This window comes from Achromobacter colocynthidis (assembly GCF_057334535.1).
Genome location: NZ_JBHFIZ010000035.1, coordinates 323,203 through 344,526, shown reverse-complemented (window position 1 = coordinate 344,526; position 21,324 = coordinate 323,203). Strand labels below are relative to the sequence as shown.

Sequence of the window (21,324 nt, the reverse complement as noted above, 5' to 3'; positions counted from 1 at the left end):
CGCCATTGGGGGGGGGGCGGCAGGCGTCAACCGAGCCTGATCGCCAAGGCCGCCAGCGTCAACGCCAGCACCGGCAGCGTCAGCACAATGCCCACCTTGAAGTAGTAGCCCCAAGAGATCCTTGTGCCTTTGCGTTCCAGTACGTGCAGCCACAGCAAGGTGGCCAGGCTGCCGATCGGCGTGATCTTCGGGCCCAGATCGCTGCCGATGACGTTGGCGTAGATCATCGCTTCCTTCACCACGCCGCTTGCCTGGCTGGCGTCGATGGATAGCGCGCCGACCAGCACCGTGGGCATGTTGTTCATGATGGACGACAGCAGCGCGGCCATGAACCCGGCGCCAAAGGTAGCCGCCCAGACGCCCTGCTCTGCGAACCGGCTCAGCATATCCGCCAGATATTGGGTCAGCCCGGCATTGCGCAAGCCGTACACCACCAGGTACATCCCCAACGAGAAGATCACGATCTGCCACGGCGCTTCGCGGATCACTTTGCGCGTGCTGATCTTGTGACCACGACCGGCCACCAGCAGCAGTATCGCTGCGCCCACGGCCGCCACCACGCTGACCGGCACGCCCAGCGGTTCCAGCCCAAAGAAACCAATCAACAGCAGCGCTAGCACCGCCCATCCTGACCGGAACGTGTTCAGGTCGCGGATGGCCGCGGCGGGCGGCTTGAGTTGGCTTTCGTCATACCGTTGCGGAATGCTCTTTCTGAAATACAGAAACAAGACCACCAGCGACGCCAGCACGGCCACGACGTTCACCGGCGCCATCACCGCCGCGTAGCGGTTGAAACCGATGTCGAAGAAGTCGGCCGAGACGATGTTCACCAGGTTCGACACGATCAGCGGCAAGCTGGCGGCGTCGGCGATAAAGCCCGCCGCCATCACGAACGCCAGCGTCGCCCCGGGCGTGAACCCCAGGGCCAGCAGCATGGCCATCACGATCGGGGTCAGGATGAGCGCTGCGCCATCGTTGGCGAACAGCGCGGCCACCGCCGCGCCCAGCAGAATGATCAAGGCGAACAAGGCGCGGCCGTTGCCCCTGCCCCACCGCGCCACATGCAGCGCGGCCCATTCAAAGAAACCGGCCTCGTCCAGCAGCAGGCTGATGATGATGACGGCGATGAACGTGGCCGTGGCGTTCCAGACAATGTTCCACACCACCGGAATGTCCGACGCCTGCACTACGCCGGCGGCCAAGGCAAGCACCGCGCCCAGGCTGGCGCTCCAGCCGATGCCCAAGCCACGCGGCTGCCAGATCACCAGGATCAGGGTAAGGATGAAGATCGTTATTGCGGCGAACATGCGGGCGTCTCGTCAGGCCTTGGGCGGCTCGACGCCGATCTGCTTCAGTTCTCGGTGGATGGCGGCCTTGTCCAACGCCGCGATAGGCAAGCTGGTGAAGACGTTGATGCGCGACGAGATCTGACGGAACACCTTTTCGAACACATGGCGGCGTTCGTCTTCCGAACCGACGGCGGCGGCCGGGTCTTCAAACCCCCAATGCGCCGAAATGGGCTGGCCAGGCCACACGGGGCAAACTTCGCCGGCCGCGTTGTCGCATACCGTGATGATGAAATCCATCTGCGGCGCATCCGGCGCGGCGAATTCATCCCAGCTTTTGCTGCGCAGGGTCTCTGTCGGATAGTCCAGGGCCTTGAGCTTTTCCAGCGTCAAGGGGTTGACCGTGCCGCCCGGCTGGCTGCCGGCGCTGTAGGCGTGAAAGCGTCCTTTACCCAGGGTGTTGAGCAAGGCCTCGGCCATGATGCTGCGCGCGGAATTGCCGGTGCAAAGAAAGAGTACGTTGTAGACCTTGTCAGTCATGATGAGGACTCGTGAGTTGAGGTGGACGTATAGGGAGGCGGACGTCGAAGGCGGCATGCCACGCCTGACATGGCGTGCAGGCTTGCCGCCGCAGCGGCTTCAAGTCAGCGGCTTCAAGTCGGCGGCTTCACCTCGGCGACGCCAGCTTAAAACGTAAATTCCAATAGTTCAACAAATATTGTAGTATTCGCAACATGGACAAAAACACCGCAGTCATCGTCTTCGAATCGCTCGCCTCGGGCGTCCGGCTGGACATCTTCCGGCTGCTGGTCCGGGCAGCGCCTGACGGCTGCGTGGCGGGCCAGATCGCTACCGAACTCAGCTTGCCGCCCACCAACCTGTCGTTCCACTTGAAAGCGCTGACGCAAGCCGGCCTGCTGACGGTTGAGCAGGAAGGCCGCTTCATGCGCTATCGCGCCAACACCACGCTGATGTACGGGCTGGTGGACTACCTGACCGCCGAGTGTTGCGCCGGCGTGGCGTGCGCCGAGCGGCCCCAGGACGCGGAGTGCCAGTAATGACGCTGCCCTCCTCCGCTCGCCAGGTGGATGTGGTGATCGTGGGCGCGGGGCAAAGCGCCTTGGCGCTTGCCTACTTCCTGAAGCGCACGTCGCTTGATGTCGTCTTGCTGGACGCCAGCGCGCAAGCGGGTGGCGCCTGGACGAATGGCTGGAACTCGTTGCAGCTCTTTTCCCCAGCGCAATGGAGTTCCTTGCCGGGCTGGCCGATGCCGGCAGTGCCCGGGTATCCCGGCCGAGACCAGGTTGTCGTGTACCTGGCGCGCTATGAAAGCCGTTATGGGTTCAACGTGCACCGCCCCGTGGTCGTGAATGCGGTACGCAAGGACGAATCCGAATTCGTCGTTGAAACCGACCAAGGCGTTTGGCGCAGCCGCGCCGTGGTCAGCGCGACCGGCACCTGGAGCAAACCTTACGTGCCGCCCTTCGATGGCGCGTCCGAGTTCCGTGGCAGGCAGATCCATTCCGCGCAGTACCGGTCACCCGCGCCCTTTGCCGGCCAGCGCGTCCTGGTCGTGGGCGGCGGCAACTCCGGCGCGCAGATTCTGGCCGAGGTATCCCGCGTGGCGGCCACCACCTGGGTCACGCAGACCGAGCCCCTGTTCTTGCCCGATGACGGGGACGGCCGGGTGCTGTTCGAACGGGCCACGGCGCGCTGGCAGGCCATGCAACAGGGCAAGCAGCCGGACGATCTTCCCGGTGGATTCGGCGACGTCGTCATGGTTGCGCCCGTGCGCGAGGCCCGAGAGCGCGGCGTGCTGCATTCGGTGCGGCCGTTCTTGCGCTTTACGCCGCAGGGCGTCGTCTGGCCGGACGGTAGCGCCACCGACGTGGACGCCGTCATCTGGTGCACGGGCTTCCGGCCCGCGCTGGATCACCTGGCGCCGTTGGACGTCATCAATGCCGAAGGCCGGGTCCCGCTGGCGGGTACGCAGGCGTCGGCGATGCCCGGCTTGTGGCTGCTTGGGTATGGCGAGTGGACGGGCTTTGCGTCCGCCACGCTGGTCGGCATCATGCGCACGGCCAAGTCCACGGCGTTGGAGGTGGCTGCTTATGTTCAGGCTGATCCGCTGACGCCAAGCCGTGTTGAAGCGCCCGCTTCTGAACCTTCCTCGTTTGACTCCCCCTCTTCCATTCCGACCTAACTCCACCTAAACCAACCTGACAGGACACCATGAGCACCGTCACCATCTATCACAACCCCAAGTGCGGCACGTCGCGCAACACCTTGGCGCTGATTCGCAATGCCGGCGTCGAACCGCAAGTGATCGAATACCTGCAAACCCCGCCGGACCGCGCCACGCTGCTTGACCTGATCGCGCGCTCGGGCCTCTCGGTAAGAGACGCCATCCGGCAAAAGGAAACCTCCTACCGGGAACTGGGCCTGGACGACGCATCGCTTACCGACGACGCCCTGATCGACGCCATGCTGGAGCACCCCATTCTGATCAACCGCCCCTTTGTGGTGACTGCCAAGGGCGTGCGGCTGTGCCGGCCGTCCGAGCTGGTGCTGGACATTCTGGAAGAAGCGCAACGCGGCGCCTTCGTGAAAGAAGACGGCGAAGCGGTGATCGACGAGCACGGACAGCGCGTGCGCTAAGCCCCCGATGGCACACCGCCCGATGTCCCCCCAAGCCGCCTCCCCCGACAAAGCGCATGGTCTGGTGACCGCGCTGGGCATTGGGCAGATCTGTTCGTGGGGCTCGCTGTACTACAGCTTTCCCCTGATCGCGGAAGCCATGGGGGCCGAGCTGGGATGGAGCAAGCCCGATCTTTACGGGGCGGCCACGCTGGGGCTGATGCTGGCGGCGCTGGCCGCCTATCCCGTGGGCGTGGCGGTGGACCGGGGGTATGGCCGCTGGGTGATGGGGCTGTCGTCCCTGGCGGCCGGCGGCTTGCTGCTGCTGTGGTCGCAGGTGACGTCGCTATGGGCGTTCTACGTGCTGGTGGGCGGGATCGGGGCCTTGCAGGCCGCCACCTTGTACGAACCGGCGTTCGCTGTTGTTGCGCGCCGGGTCGGCCCTGGCCATTCACGCGCCGGCATCACCGCGCTGACGTTGTGGGGCGGGTTCGCCAGCACGGTGTTCATTCCGCTGGTGCAATGGCTGCTGAACCATTGGGGCTGGCGCGAAGCGTTGATGGCGCTGGCGGCGGTCAACGTGTTGATCTGCGCCAGCGCGTACTTGCTGTTCATATCGCCCGCGCGTGATGCCAAGCCCGCCAGCGACGTGACGCCGGACGAACAGCGCGAACGCAACCGCCTGGCGGTTCGGGACGCCTTGCATCGCCCTGTTTTCTGGGCCTTGCTGGTGTCCTTGACGGCGTATGCGGCGATGTTCTCGGCCTTCACCTTCCATATGTATCCGCTGCTACGCGAGCGCGGCATCGATACGGTGTCGGTGGTGCAAGCCATTGCGCTGATCGGCCCGGCCCAGGTGGCGGGGCGGATCGTGATCAGCCTGTTCGCGGCAAGGGCCTCGATGCGCGCGGTCGGCACGGCGGTCGTCACGATTTTTCCGCTGGCCTTTGGCGCGCTGGCCTTCCTGCGCGCCGACTTCCTGACCGTGGCGGCGGTGTGCGTGGTGTATGGCGCGGCCAATGGCATTTTCACGATCGTGCGCGGCATGGTGGTACCCGAAATGCTGAGCCGCCACGCCTATGGGGCGATCAATGGCTTGCTGACCGTGCCCATGACCTTTGCCCGAGCCGCCGCGCCGGTGGGCGCCGCCGCCTTGTGGGCGGTCGGGTCTTCTTACGACACGGTGCTGGCCGCCATCGTGGCGGTGGCGTTTGTATTGGCCGCGGGCTTTTGGCTGGCCGCCTGGATCAGCCGCCCCAGGCTTCAATTGATTTGAATGATTTGATTAGAGAGTGCAGCAATGACGACGTATTCCCCGCCTTCGGATCTTTCCGCTACAGACCTGGACCTGCCCAGCCTGGACGAGGCCTTGCTGGATGTGCCCAGCCACGAAAAGCTGGCGCTGGAAAGCGGCGCCACGCATCCGCCGCGCATCCTGCTGCTGTACGGTTCGCTGCGCGAGCGCTCGTATAGCCGCCTGCTGACTGAAGAAGCCGCGCGCATCCTGACCCGGCTGGGCGCGGAAACCCGCATCTTCGACCCCCGTGGCCTGCCCCTGCCCGATGGCGCGCCCGCCGATCATCCCAAGGTGGCGGAATTGCGCGCGCTGTCGCTGTGGTCCGAAGGGCAAGTCTGGTGCAGCCCGGAACGGCACGGCACACTGACCGGCGTGTTCAAGAGCCAGATTGACTGGCTGCCCCTGGAAACCGGCAGCGTGCGCCCCACGCAAGGCCGCACGCTGGCCGTCATGCAGGTATCGGGCGGGTCGCAATCCTTTAACGCGGTTAACGCCCTGCGCGTGCTGGGCCGATGGATGCGGATGGTGACCATACCCAACCAGTCGTCCGTGGCCAAGGCGTTCCAGGAATTCGACGAGTCCGGGCGCATGAAGCCGTCGTCCTACTACGACCGGGTGGTCGACGTGATGGAAGAACTGATCAAGTTCACCCTGCTGGTGCGCGACCGCAGCGATTACCTGACCGACCGGTATAGCGAACGCAAGGGCATGGCGCAAGAAGCCGCGCGCCTGGCGCGCGCGGCGATGGACCACGAAGCGGTGGCGTCCTAGGCCACCGCTTCCTTACGCGCGGCGGTGGCGCCGTAGGCCACCGCCTCCCTACGCACCAAGCGGTCCTGACGCCTTAATCAATCGCCGCGCCCGCGGTTTTCACGACCTTGCCCAGGCGGGTGTATTCCTCGGCGCCAAAGTCCTTCAGCGTTTGGCGCGTGGTGGGCGACGGGATGGCGCCGCGCGATTCCAGCGTCTTCTTCACGTCGGGTCGTTGCAGCGCCTTGTTGACGGCGGCGTTCAGCTTCTCCAGCACCTCGGGAGGGGTGCCCTTCGGGGCGTACAGGCCGTCCCAGGCGAAGAACTCGTAGCCCTTCACTCCGGCTTCGTTCATCGTGGGAATGTCGGGATTGGACGCCACGCGCTCGGGCGTGGTCACGGCCAGCGCGCGCAGCTTGCCGGCGGCGATCTGGCCCGACACGTTGGGCATGACGTCGATCAGGAACGAAATGCGCCCGCCCAGCAGGTCGGTCATGGCCGCGCCGCCGCCCTTGTACGGGATGTGCATGACCTTGATGCCCGCCATCTGGTTCAGCAATTCACAGGCCAGATGCGACGACGTGCCATTGCCCGCCGAGCCGCAGGTCAGTTCGCCGGGGTGCGATTTGGCGTAGGCCAGCAGTTGGTCCAGCGATTTGAAGCGGTCGTCGGTACCGTTCACGACCAAGGCCGCGGCGATGACGGTAAAGCGCGAGATCGGCTCGAAGTCGCTGGGCGCGTAGCCCGGCGATTTATACAGCCAGTGGTTGGTGGCCTGCGTGCCGTTGGTGCCGTATGACAGCGTGTAGCCGTCCGGATTGGCGCGCGCCGCGATGGACGTGCCGATGTTGCCACCCGCGCCGGGGCGGTTTTCCACGATGATGGATTGGCCCAATTCGCGCGACAAGGGCTCGGCCACGAGCCGCGCCAGCGTGTCGCCGCCGCCGCCCGCCGCGAAGGGCACCACGAGCGTGATCGCGTGGGTGGGCCAGGCGGCTTGTTGCGCCAGCACGGTGGCGGATGGCAGGGCTGCACAGGCGGTGGCCGCCAGGCAAATCAAGGTCTTGGAAAGTTTCATGCTTGTCTCCTGTGGGGATGGTGTGCGCGCCCGCTTGGGTTTTAGGTGGGTTTTAGGCTTATCGGGCGCGTGTTTTTTTGCGAGCGTTGTAGTGGGATCTGGCCTTTCGGGTAGCAGAAAGTGTGTAGCGGGACGTGTTGGGTGCGACGTGTTGAGCGGATGCCTCAGACGAAGCGGCAACTCACCGACCCAAGCGGGCCGTAGTCCACGTGGAAGGTGTCGCCGGCCTGGGCAAAAACGGGCCGCGTGAACGAGCCGCTAAGAATGATCTGGCCCGCTTCCAGCGCCACGTCGTGTTCCGCCAGCTTGTTGGCCAGCCACACGACGCCGTTGGCGGGGTGATTCAACACGCCCGCCGCCAGGCCGGTTTCCTCGATGACGGCATTGCGCGACATCATCGCGCCGACCCAGCGCAGGTCCATGTCGCCCACGCGCACGGGGCGCCCGCCCATCACCACGCCCGCGTTGGCGGCGTTGTCGGCGATGGTGTCGAACACCTTGCGCGGGCGTGTTGAGTCAGGGTCGATCTGGTGCGAGCGCGCGTCAATGATCTCAAGCGCCGGAATCACGTAGCGCACCGCGTCCAGCACGTCGAAGAGCGTCACGCCCGGGCCGTGCAGCGGGCGGTCCAGAATGAAGGCCAGTTCCACTTCCACGCGCGGCACGATGAAGCGGTCACGCGGGATCTCGGCGCCGTCGGCAAACAGCATGTCGTCCAGCAGCGCGCCGTAGTCGGGCTCGTCGATCTGTGACGACAACTGCATCGCGCGCGAGGTCAGGCCAATCTTATGGCCCACCAGGCGGCGGCCCGACGCAATCTTGTGCGCCACCCAAGCGCGCTGGATGGCGTAGGCGTCGGCGATGGTGATGTCGGGATGGTCCAGCGAAAGCTGCCGCACCTGCGTGCGGCGCTGCTCGGCCTCGTCCAGCCGCAGCGCCAATGTTTTTATGGTGGTGGCGTCCATTGATGTCTCCTTGGGGGTGCTTTGTTTGTGCTTTGTTTGTGCTTTGTTTGTGCTTTTCAGTGTTGTTTGCGTGGGCGTTGCCGATCACTCGGGCGGCAGATGACGGCGGCTGCTTTTGTCGGCCAGCCGCCAACCGTCGGGCGTGGCGACAAGCACGTCACGGCATTCGCGGATGGATACCAGGCGGGGCGCCCCGCCCTGCTCTTGCGGCACGCTGTCGTAGGCGGTCAGGAAGTAGCCGACCGTGGCGCGCGCCGGGGTGTGCTCAGCGTCGCTCGATTGCTCGACCGCCTCCAGCCGCAGGTTGGTGATGACGTGGCAAGTGCTGCGTTCGGCCGCCCGGGCGTTCAGCGCGGCCAGCACTTCTTGCGGGCCGCATAGCCGCTTTCCCTGGCGCATCCACACGCCCTCCGGCGCCATCAGCACGGCGGCGGCGTCATGGCGACGGGTGTCCAGCGCATGAAAAAACGTCAAGACCACCGCTTCGCAAGCGGCCTTGATCTCTATGGTCTGCATGGCCTCTGAAGCATGTTCCATGTTGTGTCGCGCTCCCTTATTCGATTTGGGCGTTGGCCAGCGGCACGTCTGGCCGCTGTAGCAATGCCGGGTCCACCACCGCGCGTTGCGCGATCCATTTCCGCAGTTGGCGCAAGTCCCGCGCGGCGTTGACCGCCACGCCGGCCACGACGCGGCCGCTGGTGTCCAGCGCCACCGACAGCAAGGCACGCGCGTCGGCCTGCGGGCGCAGCACTTCGCTGGCCGCCAGCGCCGGAAAGCCCACGATCTGCACCATGGCGTCGTACTGCTCGGACCAGACCGCGCCGCTGGGCAAATACGGCGCCGCTTCGCCCAGCGCGCTCAGCGCCGCCGCCGCGCCTTGGTCTTGCGCGTTCTGCCACGATTCCAATCGCACCGCACCGCCCGCATCCGCGTGCACCGACACGGCCACATCACCGGCGGCGTACACATCCGGCGCCGACGTGCGGCAATATTCATCGACCAGCACACCGCGCTGGCAGGCTATGCCCGCCTCGCGCGCCAGTGCGTCGTTGGCTTGTAGCCCCACGCCCAGCACCACGGCGTGCGCGGCGATGCGCGTGCCGTCGGCCAGCTCGGCCACGGGTCGCCCGTCTGCTTGCGCATGAACCGCAAGCAGGCTGGCGCCCAGCATGAGGTTCACACCGGCTGTTGCATGCATTGCGGCCAGGTACGCCGATACGCCCGGCAGCACGCTGCGGGCGCATAGCCGCTGGGCCTGTTCCAGCACGGTGACCTGGGTGCCGGCCTGGCGCGCGGTGGCGGCCACTTCCAGCCCGATCCATCCGCCGCCCACAATCAGCACGTGCTTGTCCGGCCCCAACTGGGCGCGCAGGCGCAGCGCGTCGTCGCGGGTCCGCAACACGTACACACCGGCATGGTCGATACCCGGCAACGGCGGCACGACAGGCCGGCCGCCCATGCACAGAATCAGCTTGTCGTAGGCGATTGACGCACCATCGGACGTGTCCACCTGCTTGTCGGCCAGCCGCAAGCGCGTGGCGGCCACGCCGGGCTGAAAGGCCACGTTCAACGCCGCCAGCCGCTCGGCCGAAAACAGTTCGGTGCTGTCGGCGGGCGCGTGTCCACCGAGCACCGCCTTGCTCAAGGGCGGGCGTTCATAGGGTGCGTGTGGCTCGTCGCCCAGCAGCACCACGCGGCCGGCGTAGCCGCGTTCGCGCAGGGTGGCGGCGGCCCAGCCGCCCGCCTGCCCCGCGCCCACGATGACGATCGCGCCCGAGTTCACGCGGCTTCTGCCTTCAGGTAGATGGTGTCGGCCTCGACTCGGACCTCGTAGCGGCGCAGGTCGGTCGTGACCGGCGGGCACTGTGGCTTGCCGGTGCGGATGTCGAACACGCCCTGGTGCAACGGGCATTCGATGGTGCCGTCTTCCAGGTAGCCCTCGGCCAGGCTGGCGTTGCCGTGCGGGCAGCGGTCCTGGGTGGCGCAGATGTCGTCGGGCAGCTTGTACAGGCAGACGGCCTCGCCTTCATGCACGACGCGCAGGGTGCCGGTGTCGGGCGAAATGTCCGCCACCAGGGCAACGGGTTTCCAGGTGTCCATGATTACAACCCCATCGCCTTGCGGTAATAGTCATAGAACGACCGGATCAGCACCTCGGTCACCATGTAGTCGGCCGGCTCGGTGTCGCGCCCGCCCATTTCCACAATGCCGCGCGCCTCGGGGTAACCGGTCACGCCGATCTGCACCTGGTTCAGCATCTCGCTGTCGTCCATCGACACGAAGCCGGCCGGGCCCAGCAGGTTGGCGTGCTTCAAGCGCAGCCGGGTCATTTCCTCGTCGTCGTCCTCGTAGCCGTAATAGGTAAAGACCAGTTCGTGCTCGGTCGGGCTGCGCGGAATGACATGGCGCGTTTTCAGGGAATTGGCCTGGATGCCGAACTGCGCGGCCGGGAACACCCAGGCGCCGCCCACCCGGCCTCGGTTGAACTCGGCGCGCGGGGTCACGGTTTCCAGGTCCAGCAGTTCCAGGTCGTCGCGAAAGCGGCTCATTTCCGTGGTGGCCTCCGTCTTCTTCTTGCCTTCGTTGTGCGACACCATGACGCTGTGCGCGCCGCCACCCGTGGGAATGCATTCCGACTTCGAATCCGCGCGCCACAGCCCGAAGGTGATGTAGAAGGTGTGCAGCAAGGTGGCGTGGTACGGGTCTTTCAGGTTTTCCAGGTACATCTTCCAGTTGCTGGGAATCAACTGGCGGCTGTAGCCCAGCAGCTTGAGCGGCTTGCCCGGCAGCATGTGGTCAATTTCGGCCAGCACTTCCGGGCCGCAATAGTCTTCAAAGCTGGGCGCGTCTTCGGAGAACGTGGCCCAGATGGAGCCGCCCCGGTTCACGCTGCGCAGCTTGCGGATGCCGTTCTGCTTGGGGTCGAAGTCACGCGGCATGCCGCCCTTGCCCATGGCGCCGCGCCGGAACGGCACGCCTTGCAGGTTGCCGTGCAGGTCGTAGTTCCATTGGTGATACGGGCAGGTGAAATCGGTGACGCGGCCGGTGTTCTGCCAGCAGATTTGCGCGCCGCGATGCGCGCAGCGGTTTTCCAGCACGTTCACGTCGCCCGTTTCGGTGCGCACCATGATGACCGGGCGGTTGCCGATCCAGTTGCGCTTGTAGCTGCCGGTCTCGGGCACTTCGCATTCCAGGCCCACGTAGTTCCAGGTCTGGCCGGCGAAGAACACGTCCATTTCCTTTTGGAAGATGGCGGGGTCGGTGTAGACCCAGTTGGGGATGCGCGTGTAGCCCTCTTTGGGCCAGCGGCGTTCAAGATGGATGGGGGCCGCGGCGGGCGTGTCCAGCACGGCGGAATCGGAACAGGTCATGGCTTTTCCTTCAAGCAAATTCAGATGGGCACGATCAGCGACGTGCGCACGCGGTAGTTGTCGTACACGCAGTCGCGGCGGCTGATGGCCAGGCCGTCGGGGGTGACGCGCAGCACGTCCAGGTAGCGGCCCACCATGTTCAGGCTGGGCTCGCGATCAGACAGCGACTCCATGATGGCGAAGTTGGCTTGCGACACGATGTGGTCGCCCTGCACTTCCATCACGCGCACGCCGCTGATGAAGTGGCGCAGCGAACGCGGTTCGAACATGGTGGTTTCGCGCAGCGCGGTCACGCGGTCGCGCACCATGTTCTTGTTCATGCAATAGATCAGGCCCAGCGGCAGGCCCGCGTCGTGGTTCTCGCGGGACAGCACGCGGTAGTGGCAGTCTTCGGTGAAGAAGTCGGGCCATTCTTCAAGCCGCCCCTCGTCCAGGCAAAAGGCGTAGTCGTCGTAGAAGTCACGCAGTTGCGCGCGCAGGGCCGGGGCGTCGGTCAGGTCGGTCAGGGTCATGGGGAATCCGGAGTGTGTTTCGGGGGATGGCGCGGCGTGCTTCAGGTCGCGGCCGCCAATTGCGCGCGGTTGCTTTCAAAACCGCTCTGGCTGCCCAGCGCCAGAATGGGTTCCTGCATGCGCTCCTGCCAGATCAGCGATTCCATGGCGATTTGCAGCGGGTGGTCTTGCACCGTCAACGCGGACGTGGTTTCGGTGCCGGAATGGTGCGAATGCATGGCCCAGCCGGGCGCGGACAGGATCAGGTCACCCGCCTTCCAGTCCAGACGCACGCCGTTGACCTTGCTGTAGCCGTTGCCGCGCAGGTAATAGTTGATGGCCGACGAGCTGTGCCGGTGCGGCACGTGGTGGTTGTCCGGCGGCGACGATGAAATAGTGGCGAAGAAGCTGTGGGTGGTGCCGATGCGGCGTTCGGTGGCCGGGTTGTACAGCACGAACAGGCGGCGGCCGTTGTAGCCGCGTGCCATGTCTTCGACGGTGGGCAGGTAGCGCGACACCGCCTGCCAGGGCCAATGCAGCGCCTTGGATTCCAGCACGTCAATGTCGATCAGCCATTCATAGCCCATCAGCCATGCGCCTTCAGGGGTGATCTGTTCACGCAACGCCAGGGCGCGCGATCGCGCGGCGTCGGGCGCGCGCGGCGGCACGGGCTTGGTGTTGGCGCGGCGGGCGGCACGTCGCCGTCAAACTCTTCCACGTAGTGGATTTCCAGCTTTTCCAGCAAGGGCGCGTTGGAGTACGACAAGCGCACCCAGGGCGTCTTGCCGTCATTGCGGTACGAATGCACCTGCATGGCGGGGGTGTTCCAGACGTCCCAATGCCCCACGCGGATATCGCGGCCGGCCACGGTGGCCACGCCTTCGCCGCTGATACAGATCTCCAGCATGTTGGAGTTCTTGCGCAGGTTGTAGGTGCATTCGCCGGGGTTGACCACGTTGATGGTCACGTCGGTTCCCGGCGCCAGCCCCAGCCCGGGCGCGGTGGCCTCGGGGTGCGTGATGAGTGAGGCGCGGCGGCCGTTGTCGGGCCGGGGCGCGTCAATCAGCCGTGCGATTTCCAGATCGATGTCCTCTTTCGGGATCACGATCGACGGCCACTTGTTTTGCTCGCGGGGGCTGGCCCCGCTGACGTCGACGAACATGCTTGTCTCCTCTTGCTTCCGGCGCGCTGGCCGAATGTCTTGTTGATGGTTGTCTGGGGTCTGGAGTCAGGGATCAGGGCTGCGACAGCAGCAGGTTTTCGCGGGTCTGCGGCGGCAACGCCACGCCCAGCCCGTGGTCGCGTGCGTGCTCGTACACCACGCGCGCCATCGCCAGGTCAGACAGGCCCATGCCCATGCCCTTGAAGATCGTCAGCCGGGCGTCATCCGGACGTGATTCACCGGCCGCCAGCAATTGGCCCAGCACCGACACGCCCTGCCACGGCGCGCCGTCGGATCCGTATCGTTCGCGCAGTTCGCGCGAGCCCTTGCGGGCGTTTTCCAGGTCGTCCACCACCACGCGGTCGGCCAGGCTGAACACGTCTTGCGCAAATTCCGCCTTGGCGGGCAGGATGGCGCCCACGGCGTTCAGGTGGCGGCAGTCGGCCAGCATGGCCGCGTTCACAAAGGGCTCGACGGCGCGGGTGATCAGCGTGACGATCTCGGCGCCGGCCAGCGCGTGCTCCAGACTGGGGGATGCCTGGATATCAAAGGCATATTTGCCCGCCACGCTGGCCACGAAGGCCTGGCGCTTTTCGGGCGTGGGGCTATAGACGCGCACCTGGCGCAAGGGGCGCACCGCCGCCAGCGCCGCCAGTTGCGTGACCGCTTGCGGGCCGGTGCCGATCAGCGCGGCGTGGGTGGCATCGGCCGGCGCCAGCGTGCGCGTGGCCACGCCGCTGATCGCCGCCGTGCGCAACATGCCCAGCGCGCGCGCTTCGATAATGGCGCGCAGCGTGCCCGTTGCCCCATCAAACAGGCTGAACAGCGACCCGCCGCCCGCCTTGGTGTGCACCCAGGTCTTGAAACCCGCGTAGCCGCCCGGCCCCGTCTGCACCGAACCCAATGCATGCATTGAGCTGCCGTCGCCCCAGGTGGCCAGCGTCTTGGGCAGGTTGCGCGCTTCTTCGCGCGCCTGCGCCACCAACATGTCTTGCAGCGCGTCGATGGCGCGATGGATGTTCAGCACCGAGACCACGTCCCGTTCCGTCAGATACCGCAGCGCATCAGCCATGCGCGTCTCCTGGTTGGCGGGCGGGTTCGTCCGCCACCGTATTGACCAGCGTGCCGACGCCCGGGATGTCCACTTCCAGCGTGTCGCCGGCCACCATGAAGCGCGGCGGCTTGCGGCTGGAGCCCACGCCTTCGGGGGTGCCGGTGGCGATGATGTCGCCCGGCGACAGCGGCGTGAACGCGCTGATGTAGGCGATGAGTTCGGGAATGGGAAAGATCAGGTCGGACACCTGGCCGTGTTGCATCAGCTCGCCGTTCAGGCGTGACATGACTTCCAGGCGGGACGGGTCGCCCACTTCGTCGGTGGTCACCAGCCAGGGGCCGATGGCGCCGCTGCGCTCGAAGTTCTTGCCGGGCGTGACCTGGGCGTTGTGCTTTTGGAAGTCGCGCACGGAGTTTTCGGCCATGCAGGTGTAGCCCGCCACGTGCGACAGTGCGTCTTCGGCCGCAATGTGGCGCCCGCCCCGGCCGATCACCACCGCCAGTTCGCCTTCGTAGTCGAAGCGGTCGGATGCGCGCGGTTTCCACACGGGTTCGCGATGGCCCACCACGCTATCGGCAAAGCGGACAAACATGGACGGATGCGCCGGCAGGTCGCGGCCGGCTTCGGCGCGGCCGGCTTCGGCTACGTGCCGCCCGTAGTTCAAGCCCACGCACAGGATCTTGCCCGGCGCGGGCACGGGGGGCAGCCATTGCAGACCGGCCAAGGGCCTACAGGGCATGCCATCGGCGCGGGCCGCCCCGGCTATCTCGTCCAGGCCCGCTTCCAAGCCGGCAATGACGTCGGGCCAGACGTGGGTCAACACCACGACGTCGGTGTCTCGCACGACGCCCCAGGCGTTGCGCCCGGCCTCCAAGAAGCTGATGAGCTTCATTCTTGTCTCCTGTGCATGCGGCCATAAAGCATGCAGTCGCTGATTCCGTTGCATGCATTGGAGGGCTTATTTGCCTTCCGACCGCTGTTTTTCCGAATTATTGCATGCAATTTTGACGAATCGCAAGACCCACACCATTTTTTATTGGCCAATTGCATGCAATTTTCTAGGTACACTGGAGCCCCTTTCAGACACGTTTCAGCCGACGCCCTGCTATGGCCGCACAGATCGATAAAGTGATTTCCGAACTTCGGGACATGGTGCTTTCGGGCGCTTTACAACCCGGAGAGCGGGTCGTGGAACTTCAGTTTTCGGCGCGCCTGGGCGTGTCGCGCACGCCGCTGCGCATTGCGCTGACCGAGCTCGAAAAAGAAGGCCTGCTGGAACGCCTGCCGTCGCGCGGGTTCCGCGTGCGCGCATTCACGGTGGATGAAATTGGCGATGCGGTCGATGTGCGCGGCGTGCTGGAAGGCATGGCGGCGCGGCTGCTGGCCGAACGCGGCGCCGCGCCTGAGGTGCTGGAACAACTGTCGCAGGCAGTGGAAGAAGGGCGCACGCTGTTGGCGCCCGCGCGCCGCGATCCCAACACCACGGTGGACGCGCGCGCCTGGGGGCAGATCAACCGCCGGTTTCACGAAATTCTGTGCGAAGCTGCCGGCAACCGCGCCCTGCTCTCCGCGCTGGAACACAACAACAAGACGCCGTTGGCCGGGCCCGCGGCGCTGACGCTACCGTCCACCCCTTCCCTTTTGGAAACGCCTTTTGTGCTGCGGGCGCAGGCCGACCACGAAGACCTGTTGCGCGCCATCACCCGGCGCGAAGCGGTGCGCGCTGAAAACCTGATGCGCGAGCACGCTTACCGTAGCCGCGAGAACAAGCGCGTGTTGCTGGAATCGCTGCGCGGCACGATCTCGGCGCAACCGCTGTTAGCGGATCACAGCGCCTAGCCGCCACGCGTTGCGCGTGGGCACGGCAGTTGCTGCGCCTGCGCTGACGCCGCGGGTTCGCGGCACCTGTCGAAGGTCGCCAAGATGCCGGACATCGCTGAAATTTTTTCGCTGGAAGCCGGGTTTGCCGAAATGTTCATACGCGGCACCACGATGTACTGGGTGCTGTACGCGCTGCTGCGCCTGGCGGGCAGGCGCGACCTCGGTTCGCTGGGGGTCGCCGACCTGCTGGTGCTGGTGTTGGTGGCCGACGCGGGCGGTAACGCCATGTCGGGTGACTCGTATTCGATGGGCGACGGCATCATTGTCGTCACGACCATTGTGGGATGGAGCTTCGTGCTGGACCGCGTGGTGTATTACGTGCCCGCCTTGCAGCGGATTCTGGAACCGCAACGCATCTGCCTGGTCCGGGATGGCCGCGTCATTGTGTCCGGCTTGAGGAGCGAGCACATCAGCCGTGGCGAATTGATGGAGCAATTGCGGCTGAAGGGAGTGGGCAATCTGGCCAAGGTGAAGCGCGCGTACCTGGAGTCCACCGGCGAATTCAGCGTGATCAGCGTTGACGAAGACACTCCCCCCGCCCACTCCACGTTGGAAGAATCGCCGGACGACGCCCCACGCTGAGCCGCGTCCAGGGAAAGCGGCGGGAACGCTGATTGCTGGGGTGTGCGTGGATCACAGCTATCCACGTGTTATCAACGGCGCACCGCGCCACCCTTGGGAGACGTACATGAAAACTCGCACTCTGACTGCCGCCCTGCTCTCGGTGTCCGTGCTTGGCGCCGGCAATTTCGCCGTCGCGCAACAAACCGCCCCGACCACTCCTTCCACCGGCGCGCCGGCTTCGCCCACGACGTCGGCCTCACCGGGCGCACCCGCCGCGCCGATGGCGGCCGAATCCAAGCTCGACGGCAAAGACCGCGACTTTATTGAAAATGCCGCGCAGTCCGGCCATATGGAAGTCGAAGGCAGCAAGATGGCACTCGAGAAGTCCCAAAACCCTGAAGTGAAGAAGTTCGCGCAACAGATGATCGACGACCACGGCAAGGCGGGCCAGAAGTTGGCCGCCCTGGCCAAGAGCAAGGGCGTGGACGTCCCCACCGACCCGTCCTTGATGCAGCAAGCGAAGCTGAAGACGCTGGGCATGCGCGATGACGGGTTTGACGAGGCCTATGCCGAAGGGGTGGGCGTGTCGGCCCATGAAGACGCCGTGAAGCTGTTTGAACAGGCATCGAACGAGGTCAAGGATCCCGAGTTGAAGCAGTTCGCCACGGAAACCTTGCCGACGCTTCAGCAGCATTTGCAAATGGCGAAGACGCTGGAACAAAGCGTGAAGAACGCCAAGCCGAAGTAAAGGTATTGGCGGTATTGACGACCCGTCAACGCTTGGCCGGCCTGCCCTAGCCGCAGGCCGCCACCAGAAAGACCGGCACGGTCTGCCAGATAACCGCCAAGGCAGACAGCAAGCACAGCGCGCCTGTCAGCCAGGCGTGGAAGCCGTCCAAGCCCCACTTCCTGACGCGCCTGGCTTGTCGCGCGGCGATGACGGCCATGGCGGCCAAGGCCAGCGCCGTGCCGGCAAGTATCAACCACGATGACAGCGGCAACCCCAGCGCGGACGTTGCCAAGGTGGAGCGGGGCCGCGCGCAACCTAAGGCGTTGACGATGTAGATCGCAAGGAAGTGCATCATCCAGATCGATGGCCCGGCAATCAGGAACAACAGATCGGTGCCGAACGGGGTCTTCGGGGTGCTTGTGGTCTTTGTGGTGTTCATGGCTTTCATGCCTTACCCCGCCAGCCGGGGAAAGGCGTGCACCAATCCCAGCCCCAACAAGCCCTGCGCAACGGTGTAGTGCCACATCATCATGGTGGTGTCGTAGCAGGCGCGCCGGGTATGAGACAGCCTGCCCGCCACCGAGCGCGCCACCGTGAACACGCCCATCGTGCCTGCCAGTAATGCAAACACAGCCTGCAAGCCGGCGACTGCGTACACCGCCGCCGCATAGGCCGACGCCTGCGGTCGCAAGCCTTCTGTCCAGTGCCCGTGCAATTCCACCGCGGACGCCGCCAGCAGCAACCCTACCCCCACCAGCATCCCCGCCCTGACAAGGCCTTGCCGACCCTGCCGCAGCCAGTAGCCACAGCAGGCGATGAGCGCGCTTGCCCCCAGCAGCAAGCAGGCGGACAACGCGGCGCCACCGGGCGCGGCAAGGTCCGCCGCGCTTGGCCAGACCTCGGGCGACGTGGTCCACAAGAACAGATACGCGAAGGACAGCGATCCGAAGATGCTGGTGCAAACGATCACCAACAGCACCATGGCCCAGGCGTAATGCGAGCCCATGCCCGGGCACGACATGGGCAGCCGCAGCCCCGCCCCGATGTCCACGGGCGGATGGTCCGGCCCGGTGTCCGCGTCCCATAGCCACCGCCACATCGACACCACGGCCAACACCCCGCAAGCGCCTGCCAGCGCATGCATCTTGAAGGTCAGCAACAGGAAAAAGCCCGCCGTGCCCAAGGCCGCCAGCAACGGCGACCAACCCGGCCCGGGCAGCGGCAGCACATAGTCGGGCTGCGCTTGCGCGGCGCTGGTGACCAGCGTGGAGCGCTGCCCCGCCGGGGTATTGGGCAGGAAGTAGCGCCCTTCGGCCACGTCGCGCGCCAGCCCGGGTTGGTCCCACAGGGGTTCGCGCGAGGTCACGAAGGGAATGCTGCGCAAGCCGTAGCGCCCGTTGGGCAGCCATTCCAGCGTGCCCGCGTTCCACACATTGCCCACGCCCTGGCCGCTACCCGGCCGGAAGTTGCGCGCCAGGTCCCACAGAAACACCAGCACCCCCGCCGCGATCAGGTAAGAGCCCACTGTGGACACCATGTTCAACAGCCCCCAACCCTGGCTTTCGGCATAGGTGTAGACGCGCCGGGGCATGCCGGCCAGACCGGTGAAATGCATGGGAAAGAACGTCACGTTAAAGCCCACGAACATCAGCCAGAACGCCCAACGGCCCAGCCGTTCAGACAAGGCGCGCCTGCTGATCAGGGGCGCCCAGTAATAGAACGCCGCGAACAACGGGAACACCATGCCGCCGAAGAGGACGTAATGCAGGTGCGCCACGATGAAGTAGGTATCGTGCGCCTGCAAGTCGAAGGGAATGACGGCCACCATCACGCCGGTCAGCCCGCCCAGCACGAAGATGAAGAAGAAGCCAAGAATGAACAGCATGGGCGACTTCAAGGGGCGCAGGCGCACCGCCGCCGCGATGGTGGCGATCCAGGCGAACACCTGGATGGCGGTGGGCACGGACACCGCCATGCTGGCCGCCGACGCGAAGCTCAGCGACAGCGCCGGGATGCCGGTGGCGAACATGTGATGGACCCACAGGCCAAAGCTCAGGAACGCGGTGCCCACCACCGCCATCACCACCAGGCGGTACCCCACCAGCGGCACGCCCGTCATGGCCGGAATCATCATGGACACCATGCCGGCCGCCGGCAGGAAGATGATGTAGACCTCGGGGTGGCCGAAGAACCAGAACAGGTGCTGCCATAGCAAGGGGTCGCCGCCGCGCTGGGTGATGAAGAACGGCATGTCGAAGGCGCGCTCCAGCTCCAGCAAGGCGGTGGCGACGATGACGGCGGGAAACGCGATGATGACCATGCCGCAGAACACCAGCATGACCCAGGCGAATATCGGCATCTTGTCCAGCGTCATGCCGGGCGCGCGGGTGCGCAGGATGCCGACCGCAAGCTCGATGGCGCCGGCAATGGCGGATATTTCGATGAAGCCGATGCCCAGCAACCACAGGTCGGCATTCATGGCGGGCGAGAACTGTGAACTGGTCAGGGGCGGATACATGAACCAGCCGCCGTCGGGCGCAAGCCCCACGAAGATGCTGCAAAAGAACACCAGCCCGCCTACCGCATAGGCCCAATACGCATAGGCCGACAGGCGGGGAAACGGCAGGTCGCGCGCGCCCAGCATGTTGGGCAGCAACAGCACGGCCACGGCTTCCACCGCCGGCACGGCGAACAAAAACATCATCACCGTGCCGTGCATGGTGAACAACTGGTTGTAAAGCGCGTGGCCGATCAAGTGGCTGTCGGGCGCGGCCAACTGCGTGCGCATCAGCAGCGCCAGCACGCCCGCCAGCAGGAAAAACAGAAAAGCCGTGCCGATGTAAAGCAGCCCGATGGAGGTGTTGTTGACCACGGTCAGCGCGCGCCAGCCGGTCGGCGCCTTCCACACGCGTTCAAGCTCGTCGAACTCGCCGTCCGGCCTTGGCGCGGGATTGGGCAGCTTGGGCGACAGCAATGCGCCCTGTTGCGGCAAGGCAGGCGTGGCGGGGTGCGGGGCGTCGTCGCTCACTTCAGGCTTTCCAAATAGTGGGCCACGGCGCGCAGATCCTCGCCCGGCAGTTGGTCAAAGGACGGCATGGGGTTGCCGGGCTTGATGTGCTGGCTACCCGCGATCCAGCCGGCCAGCGCACCGACATTGTTGGGCAGCACGCCCGCCGCCAACGACAAGCGGCTGCCCACATGCGTCAGGTCCGGCCCCAACGTGCCGGCCGCCGACGTGCCCCGCACGGTGTGGCATTGGGCGCAAGCCTGTTGGAATACACGCTCGCCCTGGCGCAGCGTGGGGCCGGCGGGCGCGGCGGGTTGCGCTTGCGCGCTCAGCCAGTCCTGGAAGGCGTCGGGCGCCATGGCCTGCACATCGAACTTCATGTTGGCGTGTTGTGCGCCGCAGTATTCCGCGCACTGGCCGGTGTACCTGCCCGCCCCCGGCGAGCGCACGCGCAGGCGGTTGACGTGGCCGGGGATCATGTCCAGCTTGCCGCCCAGTTCGGGTATCCAGAAACTGTGGATGACGTTGTCGGACTTCAGCACGAATTCCACCCATTCCCCTGCGGGAATGCGGATGTCGTTGGCGGTTTCAAACACGGGGTTGCCCGATGCGTCCAGGTAGCGCACCCGCCACCACCAGAGTTCGCCCGTGACTTCGATGCGGACAGCAGCCGTCGCCCCCGCGCGCGCCATCGCGGACGCCTCGCTCAATACGTACACCAGCAATGCGGTCAGGGCCACCACGGGAAAGGCGATGCCCGCGCCGACGATCAGCGACGGACGCGACAAGCGCCGCCGCCACGTCACCGGGCCGAAGAGCGCCACCCCGACCAGCGCCGCCACGGCCAGGAAAATCACCGTACCGCCGATGTACAGCACGTTGTTGATGTCGGCCACGCTGCCTGCGCCCTCGCCCGCTGGTGAGTCGGGCAGGAGCGTAGGCGCGCGCGGGTCGGCCGAAGCCGGCAGCGCGGCGGCAAGCGCGTAGGAAGGAATGGCGGCCATGTCGGCCGTCAGCATGTGGCGTGCCTGAAAGGCGGCCTACCGGGTGT

24 protein-coding genes are annotated in these 21,324 nt (G+C 65.7%); 8 read left to right on the top strand and 16 right to left on the bottom strand.

The window, feature by feature from the left end; translation table 11 throughout:
- Positions 1–26: 26 nt before the first annotated feature.
- Complete coding sequence (locus ACE04A_RS17380; RefSeq protein WP_448718858.1) at positions 27–1,307, bottom strand: arsenic transporter; 1,281 nt, start codon at positions 1,305–1,307, stop codon at positions 27–29.
- 12 nt (positions 1,308–1,319) lie between these two features.
- Positions 1,320–1,826 (bottom strand): arsenate reductase ArsC, encoded by a 507-nt coding sequence (locus ACE04A_RS17375; protein ID WP_447989087.1) that lies wholly within the window; start codon positions 1,824–1,826, stop codon positions 1,320–1,322.
- Positions 1,827–2,020: 194 nt separating this feature from the next.
- Here ACE04A_RS17375 and ACE04A_RS17370 point away from each other — a divergent pair, with 194 nt between their 5' ends.
- Genes ACE04A_RS17370 through arsH form a run of 5 tightly spaced genes read left to right on the top strand, consistent with a single transcriptional unit; the run spans position 2,021 to position 5,991 of the window.
- Positions 2,021–2,344, top strand: a complete 324-nt coding sequence (locus tag ACE04A_RS17370) for an ArsR/SmtB family transcription factor (RefSeq protein WP_259247439.1) — start codon at positions 2,021–2,023, stop codon at positions 2,342–2,344.
- The gene (locus tag ACE04A_RS17365; protein WP_485820340.1) at positions 2,344–3,489 is read left to right on the top strand and encodes an ArsO family NAD(P)H-dependent flavin-containing monooxygenase; all 1,146 of its coding nucleotides are present in this window, start codon (positions 2,344–2,346) and stop codon (positions 3,487–3,489) included. The genes ACE04A_RS17370 and ACE04A_RS17365 overlap by 1 nt, the downstream gene beginning before the upstream one ends.
- 29 nt (positions 3,490–3,518) lie before the next feature.
- Positions 3,519–3,944 (top strand): arsenate reductase (glutaredoxin), encoded by a 426-nt coding sequence (gene arsC, locus ACE04A_RS17360; protein WP_259247441.1) that lies wholly within the window; start codon positions 3,519–3,521, stop codon positions 3,942–3,944.
- 22 nt (positions 3,945–3,966) lie between these two features.
- On the top strand, positions 3,967–5,199 hold the full coding sequence (locus ACE04A_RS17355) for an MFS transporter (RefSeq protein WP_448718856.1): 1,233 nt from the start codon (positions 3,967–3,969) through the stop codon (positions 5,197–5,199).
- Between the two features lie 24 nt (positions 5,200–5,223).
- On the top strand, positions 5,224–5,991 hold the full coding sequence (arsH, locus tag ACE04A_RS17350) for an arsenical resistance protein ArsH (protein ID WP_448718855.1): 768 nt from the start codon (positions 5,224–5,226) through the stop codon (positions 5,989–5,991).
- Positions 5,992–6,064: 73 nt separating this feature from the next.
- Here arsH and ACE04A_RS17345 read toward each other — a convergent pair whose 3' ends face one another.
- The 11 genes from ACE04A_RS17345 to ACE04A_RS17295 form a co-directional block, all read right to left on the bottom strand.
- A complete protein-coding gene (locus ACE04A_RS17345) occupies positions 6,065–7,048 on the bottom strand; it encodes a Bug family tripartite tricarboxylate transporter substrate binding protein (RefSeq protein ID WP_259247444.1) in 984 nt (327 codons plus the stop codon).
- A gap of 164 nt (positions 7,049–7,212) precedes the next feature.
- Positions 7,213–8,013 (bottom strand): 2-oxo-hept-4-ene-1,7-dioate hydratase, encoded by an 801-nt coding sequence (gene hpaH / locus ACE04A_RS17340; protein ID WP_485820339.1) that lies wholly within the window; start codon positions 8,011–8,013, stop codon positions 7,213–7,215.
- Between the two features lie 84 nt (positions 8,014–8,097).
- Positions 8,098–8,550 carry a nuclear transport factor 2 family protein gene (locus ACE04A_RS17335; RefSeq protein WP_448718854.1) on the bottom strand — a complete coding sequence of 151 codons (453 nt, stop codon included), beginning with the start codon at positions 8,548–8,550 and terminating at the stop codon, positions 8,098–8,100.
- A gap of 16 nt (positions 8,551–8,566) precedes the next feature.
- A complete protein-coding gene (locus ACE04A_RS17330; RefSeq protein ID WP_448718853.1) occupies positions 8,567–9,796 on the bottom strand; it encodes an NAD(P)/FAD-dependent oxidoreductase in 1,230 nt (409 codons plus the stop codon).
- On the bottom strand, positions 9,793–10,113 hold the full coding sequence (locus tag ACE04A_RS17325) for a non-heme iron oxygenase ferredoxin subunit (protein WP_448718852.1): 321 nt from the start codon (positions 10,111–10,113) through the stop codon (positions 9,793–9,795). Before ACE04A_RS17325 ends, ACE04A_RS17330 begins: the two co-directional genes overlap by 4 nt.
- A 2-nt stretch (positions 10,114–10,115) precedes the next feature.
- Positions 10,116–11,384 carry an aromatic ring-hydroxylating dioxygenase subunit alpha gene (locus ACE04A_RS17320; protein WP_259247449.1) on the bottom strand — a complete coding sequence of 423 codons (1,269 nt, stop codon included), beginning with the start codon at positions 11,382–11,384 and terminating at the stop codon, positions 10,116–10,118.
- Between the two features lie 20 nt (positions 11,385–11,404).
- Positions 11,405–11,896: an aromatic-ring-hydroxylating dioxygenase subunit beta gene (locus tag ACE04A_RS17315; protein ID WP_050444775.1), complete on the bottom strand. Its 492-nt coding sequence runs from the start codon at positions 11,894–11,896 to the stop codon at positions 11,405–11,407.
- 41 nt (positions 11,897–11,937) lie between these two features.
- The gene (locus ACE04A_RS17310; RefSeq protein ID WP_485820338.1) at positions 11,938–12,462 is read right to left on the bottom strand and encodes an AraC family ligand binding domain-containing protein; all 525 of its coding nucleotides are present in this window, start codon (positions 12,460–12,462) and stop codon (positions 11,938–11,940) included.
- Entirely contained in the window at positions 12,462–13,037 is a 576-nt protein-coding gene (locus ACE04A_RS17305; RefSeq protein ID WP_485820337.1) for a cupin domain-containing protein, read from the bottom strand. Before ACE04A_RS17305 ends, ACE04A_RS17310 begins: the two co-directional genes overlap by 1 nt.
- A 73-nt stretch (positions 13,038–13,110) precedes the next feature.
- A complete protein-coding gene (locus ACE04A_RS17300; RefSeq protein WP_448718850.1) occupies positions 13,111–14,109 on the bottom strand; it encodes an ornithine cyclodeaminase family protein in 999 nt (332 codons plus the stop codon).
- Positions 14,102–14,983 (bottom strand): fumarylacetoacetate hydrolase family protein, encoded by an 882-nt coding sequence (locus tag ACE04A_RS17295; RefSeq protein ID WP_448718849.1) that lies wholly within the window; start codon positions 14,981–14,983, stop codon positions 14,102–14,104. Before ACE04A_RS17295 ends, ACE04A_RS17300 begins: the two co-directional genes overlap by 8 nt.
- Positions 14,984–15,198: 215 nt before the next feature.
- Between ACE04A_RS17295 and ACE04A_RS17290 the strand changes: the two genes are divergently transcribed.
- The 3 genes from ACE04A_RS17290 (at position 15,199) to ACE04A_RS17280 (ending at position 17,284) form a co-directional block, all read left to right on the top strand.
- On the top strand, positions 15,199–15,930 hold the full coding sequence (locus tag ACE04A_RS17290) for a GntR family transcriptional regulator (RefSeq protein WP_438858136.1): 732 nt from the start codon (positions 15,199–15,201) through the stop codon (positions 15,928–15,930).
- Positions 15,931–16,014: 84 nt separating this feature from the next.
- The gene (locus tag ACE04A_RS17285; protein WP_279996256.1) at positions 16,015–16,554 is read left to right on the top strand and encodes a DUF421 domain-containing protein; all 540 of its coding nucleotides are present in this window, start codon (positions 16,015–16,017) and stop codon (positions 16,552–16,554) included.
- A gap of 106 nt (positions 16,555–16,660) precedes the next feature.
- A complete protein-coding gene (locus ACE04A_RS17280; protein WP_448718848.1) occupies positions 16,661–17,284 on the top strand; it encodes a DUF4142 domain-containing protein in 624 nt (207 codons plus the stop codon).
- A 46-nt stretch (positions 17,285–17,330) separates the two neighbouring features.
- Here the strand turns inward: ACE04A_RS17280 and ACE04A_RS17275 are convergent, their stop codons facing one another.
- The 3 genes from ACE04A_RS17275 to ACE04A_RS17265 are packed head-to-tail and all read right to left on the bottom strand — an operon-like array spanning position 17,331 to position 21,292.
- Positions 17,331–17,705 (bottom strand): hypothetical protein, encoded by a 375-nt coding sequence (locus ACE04A_RS17275; protein ID WP_448718847.1) that lies wholly within the window; start codon positions 17,703–17,705, stop codon positions 17,331–17,333.
- Between the two features lie 12 nt (positions 17,706–17,717).
- Positions 17,718–20,240 (bottom strand): cbb3-type cytochrome c oxidase subunit I, encoded by a 2,523-nt coding sequence (locus ACE04A_RS17270; RefSeq protein WP_448719078.1) that lies wholly within the window; start codon positions 20,238–20,240, stop codon positions 17,718–17,720.
- Positions 20,241–20,290: 50 nt separating this feature from the next.
- Positions 20,291–21,292, bottom strand: a complete 1,002-nt coding sequence (locus tag ACE04A_RS17265) for a cytochrome c oxidase subunit II (protein WP_448718846.1) — start codon at positions 21,290–21,292, stop codon at positions 20,291–20,293.
- Positions 21,293–21,324 lie beyond the last annotated feature (32 nt).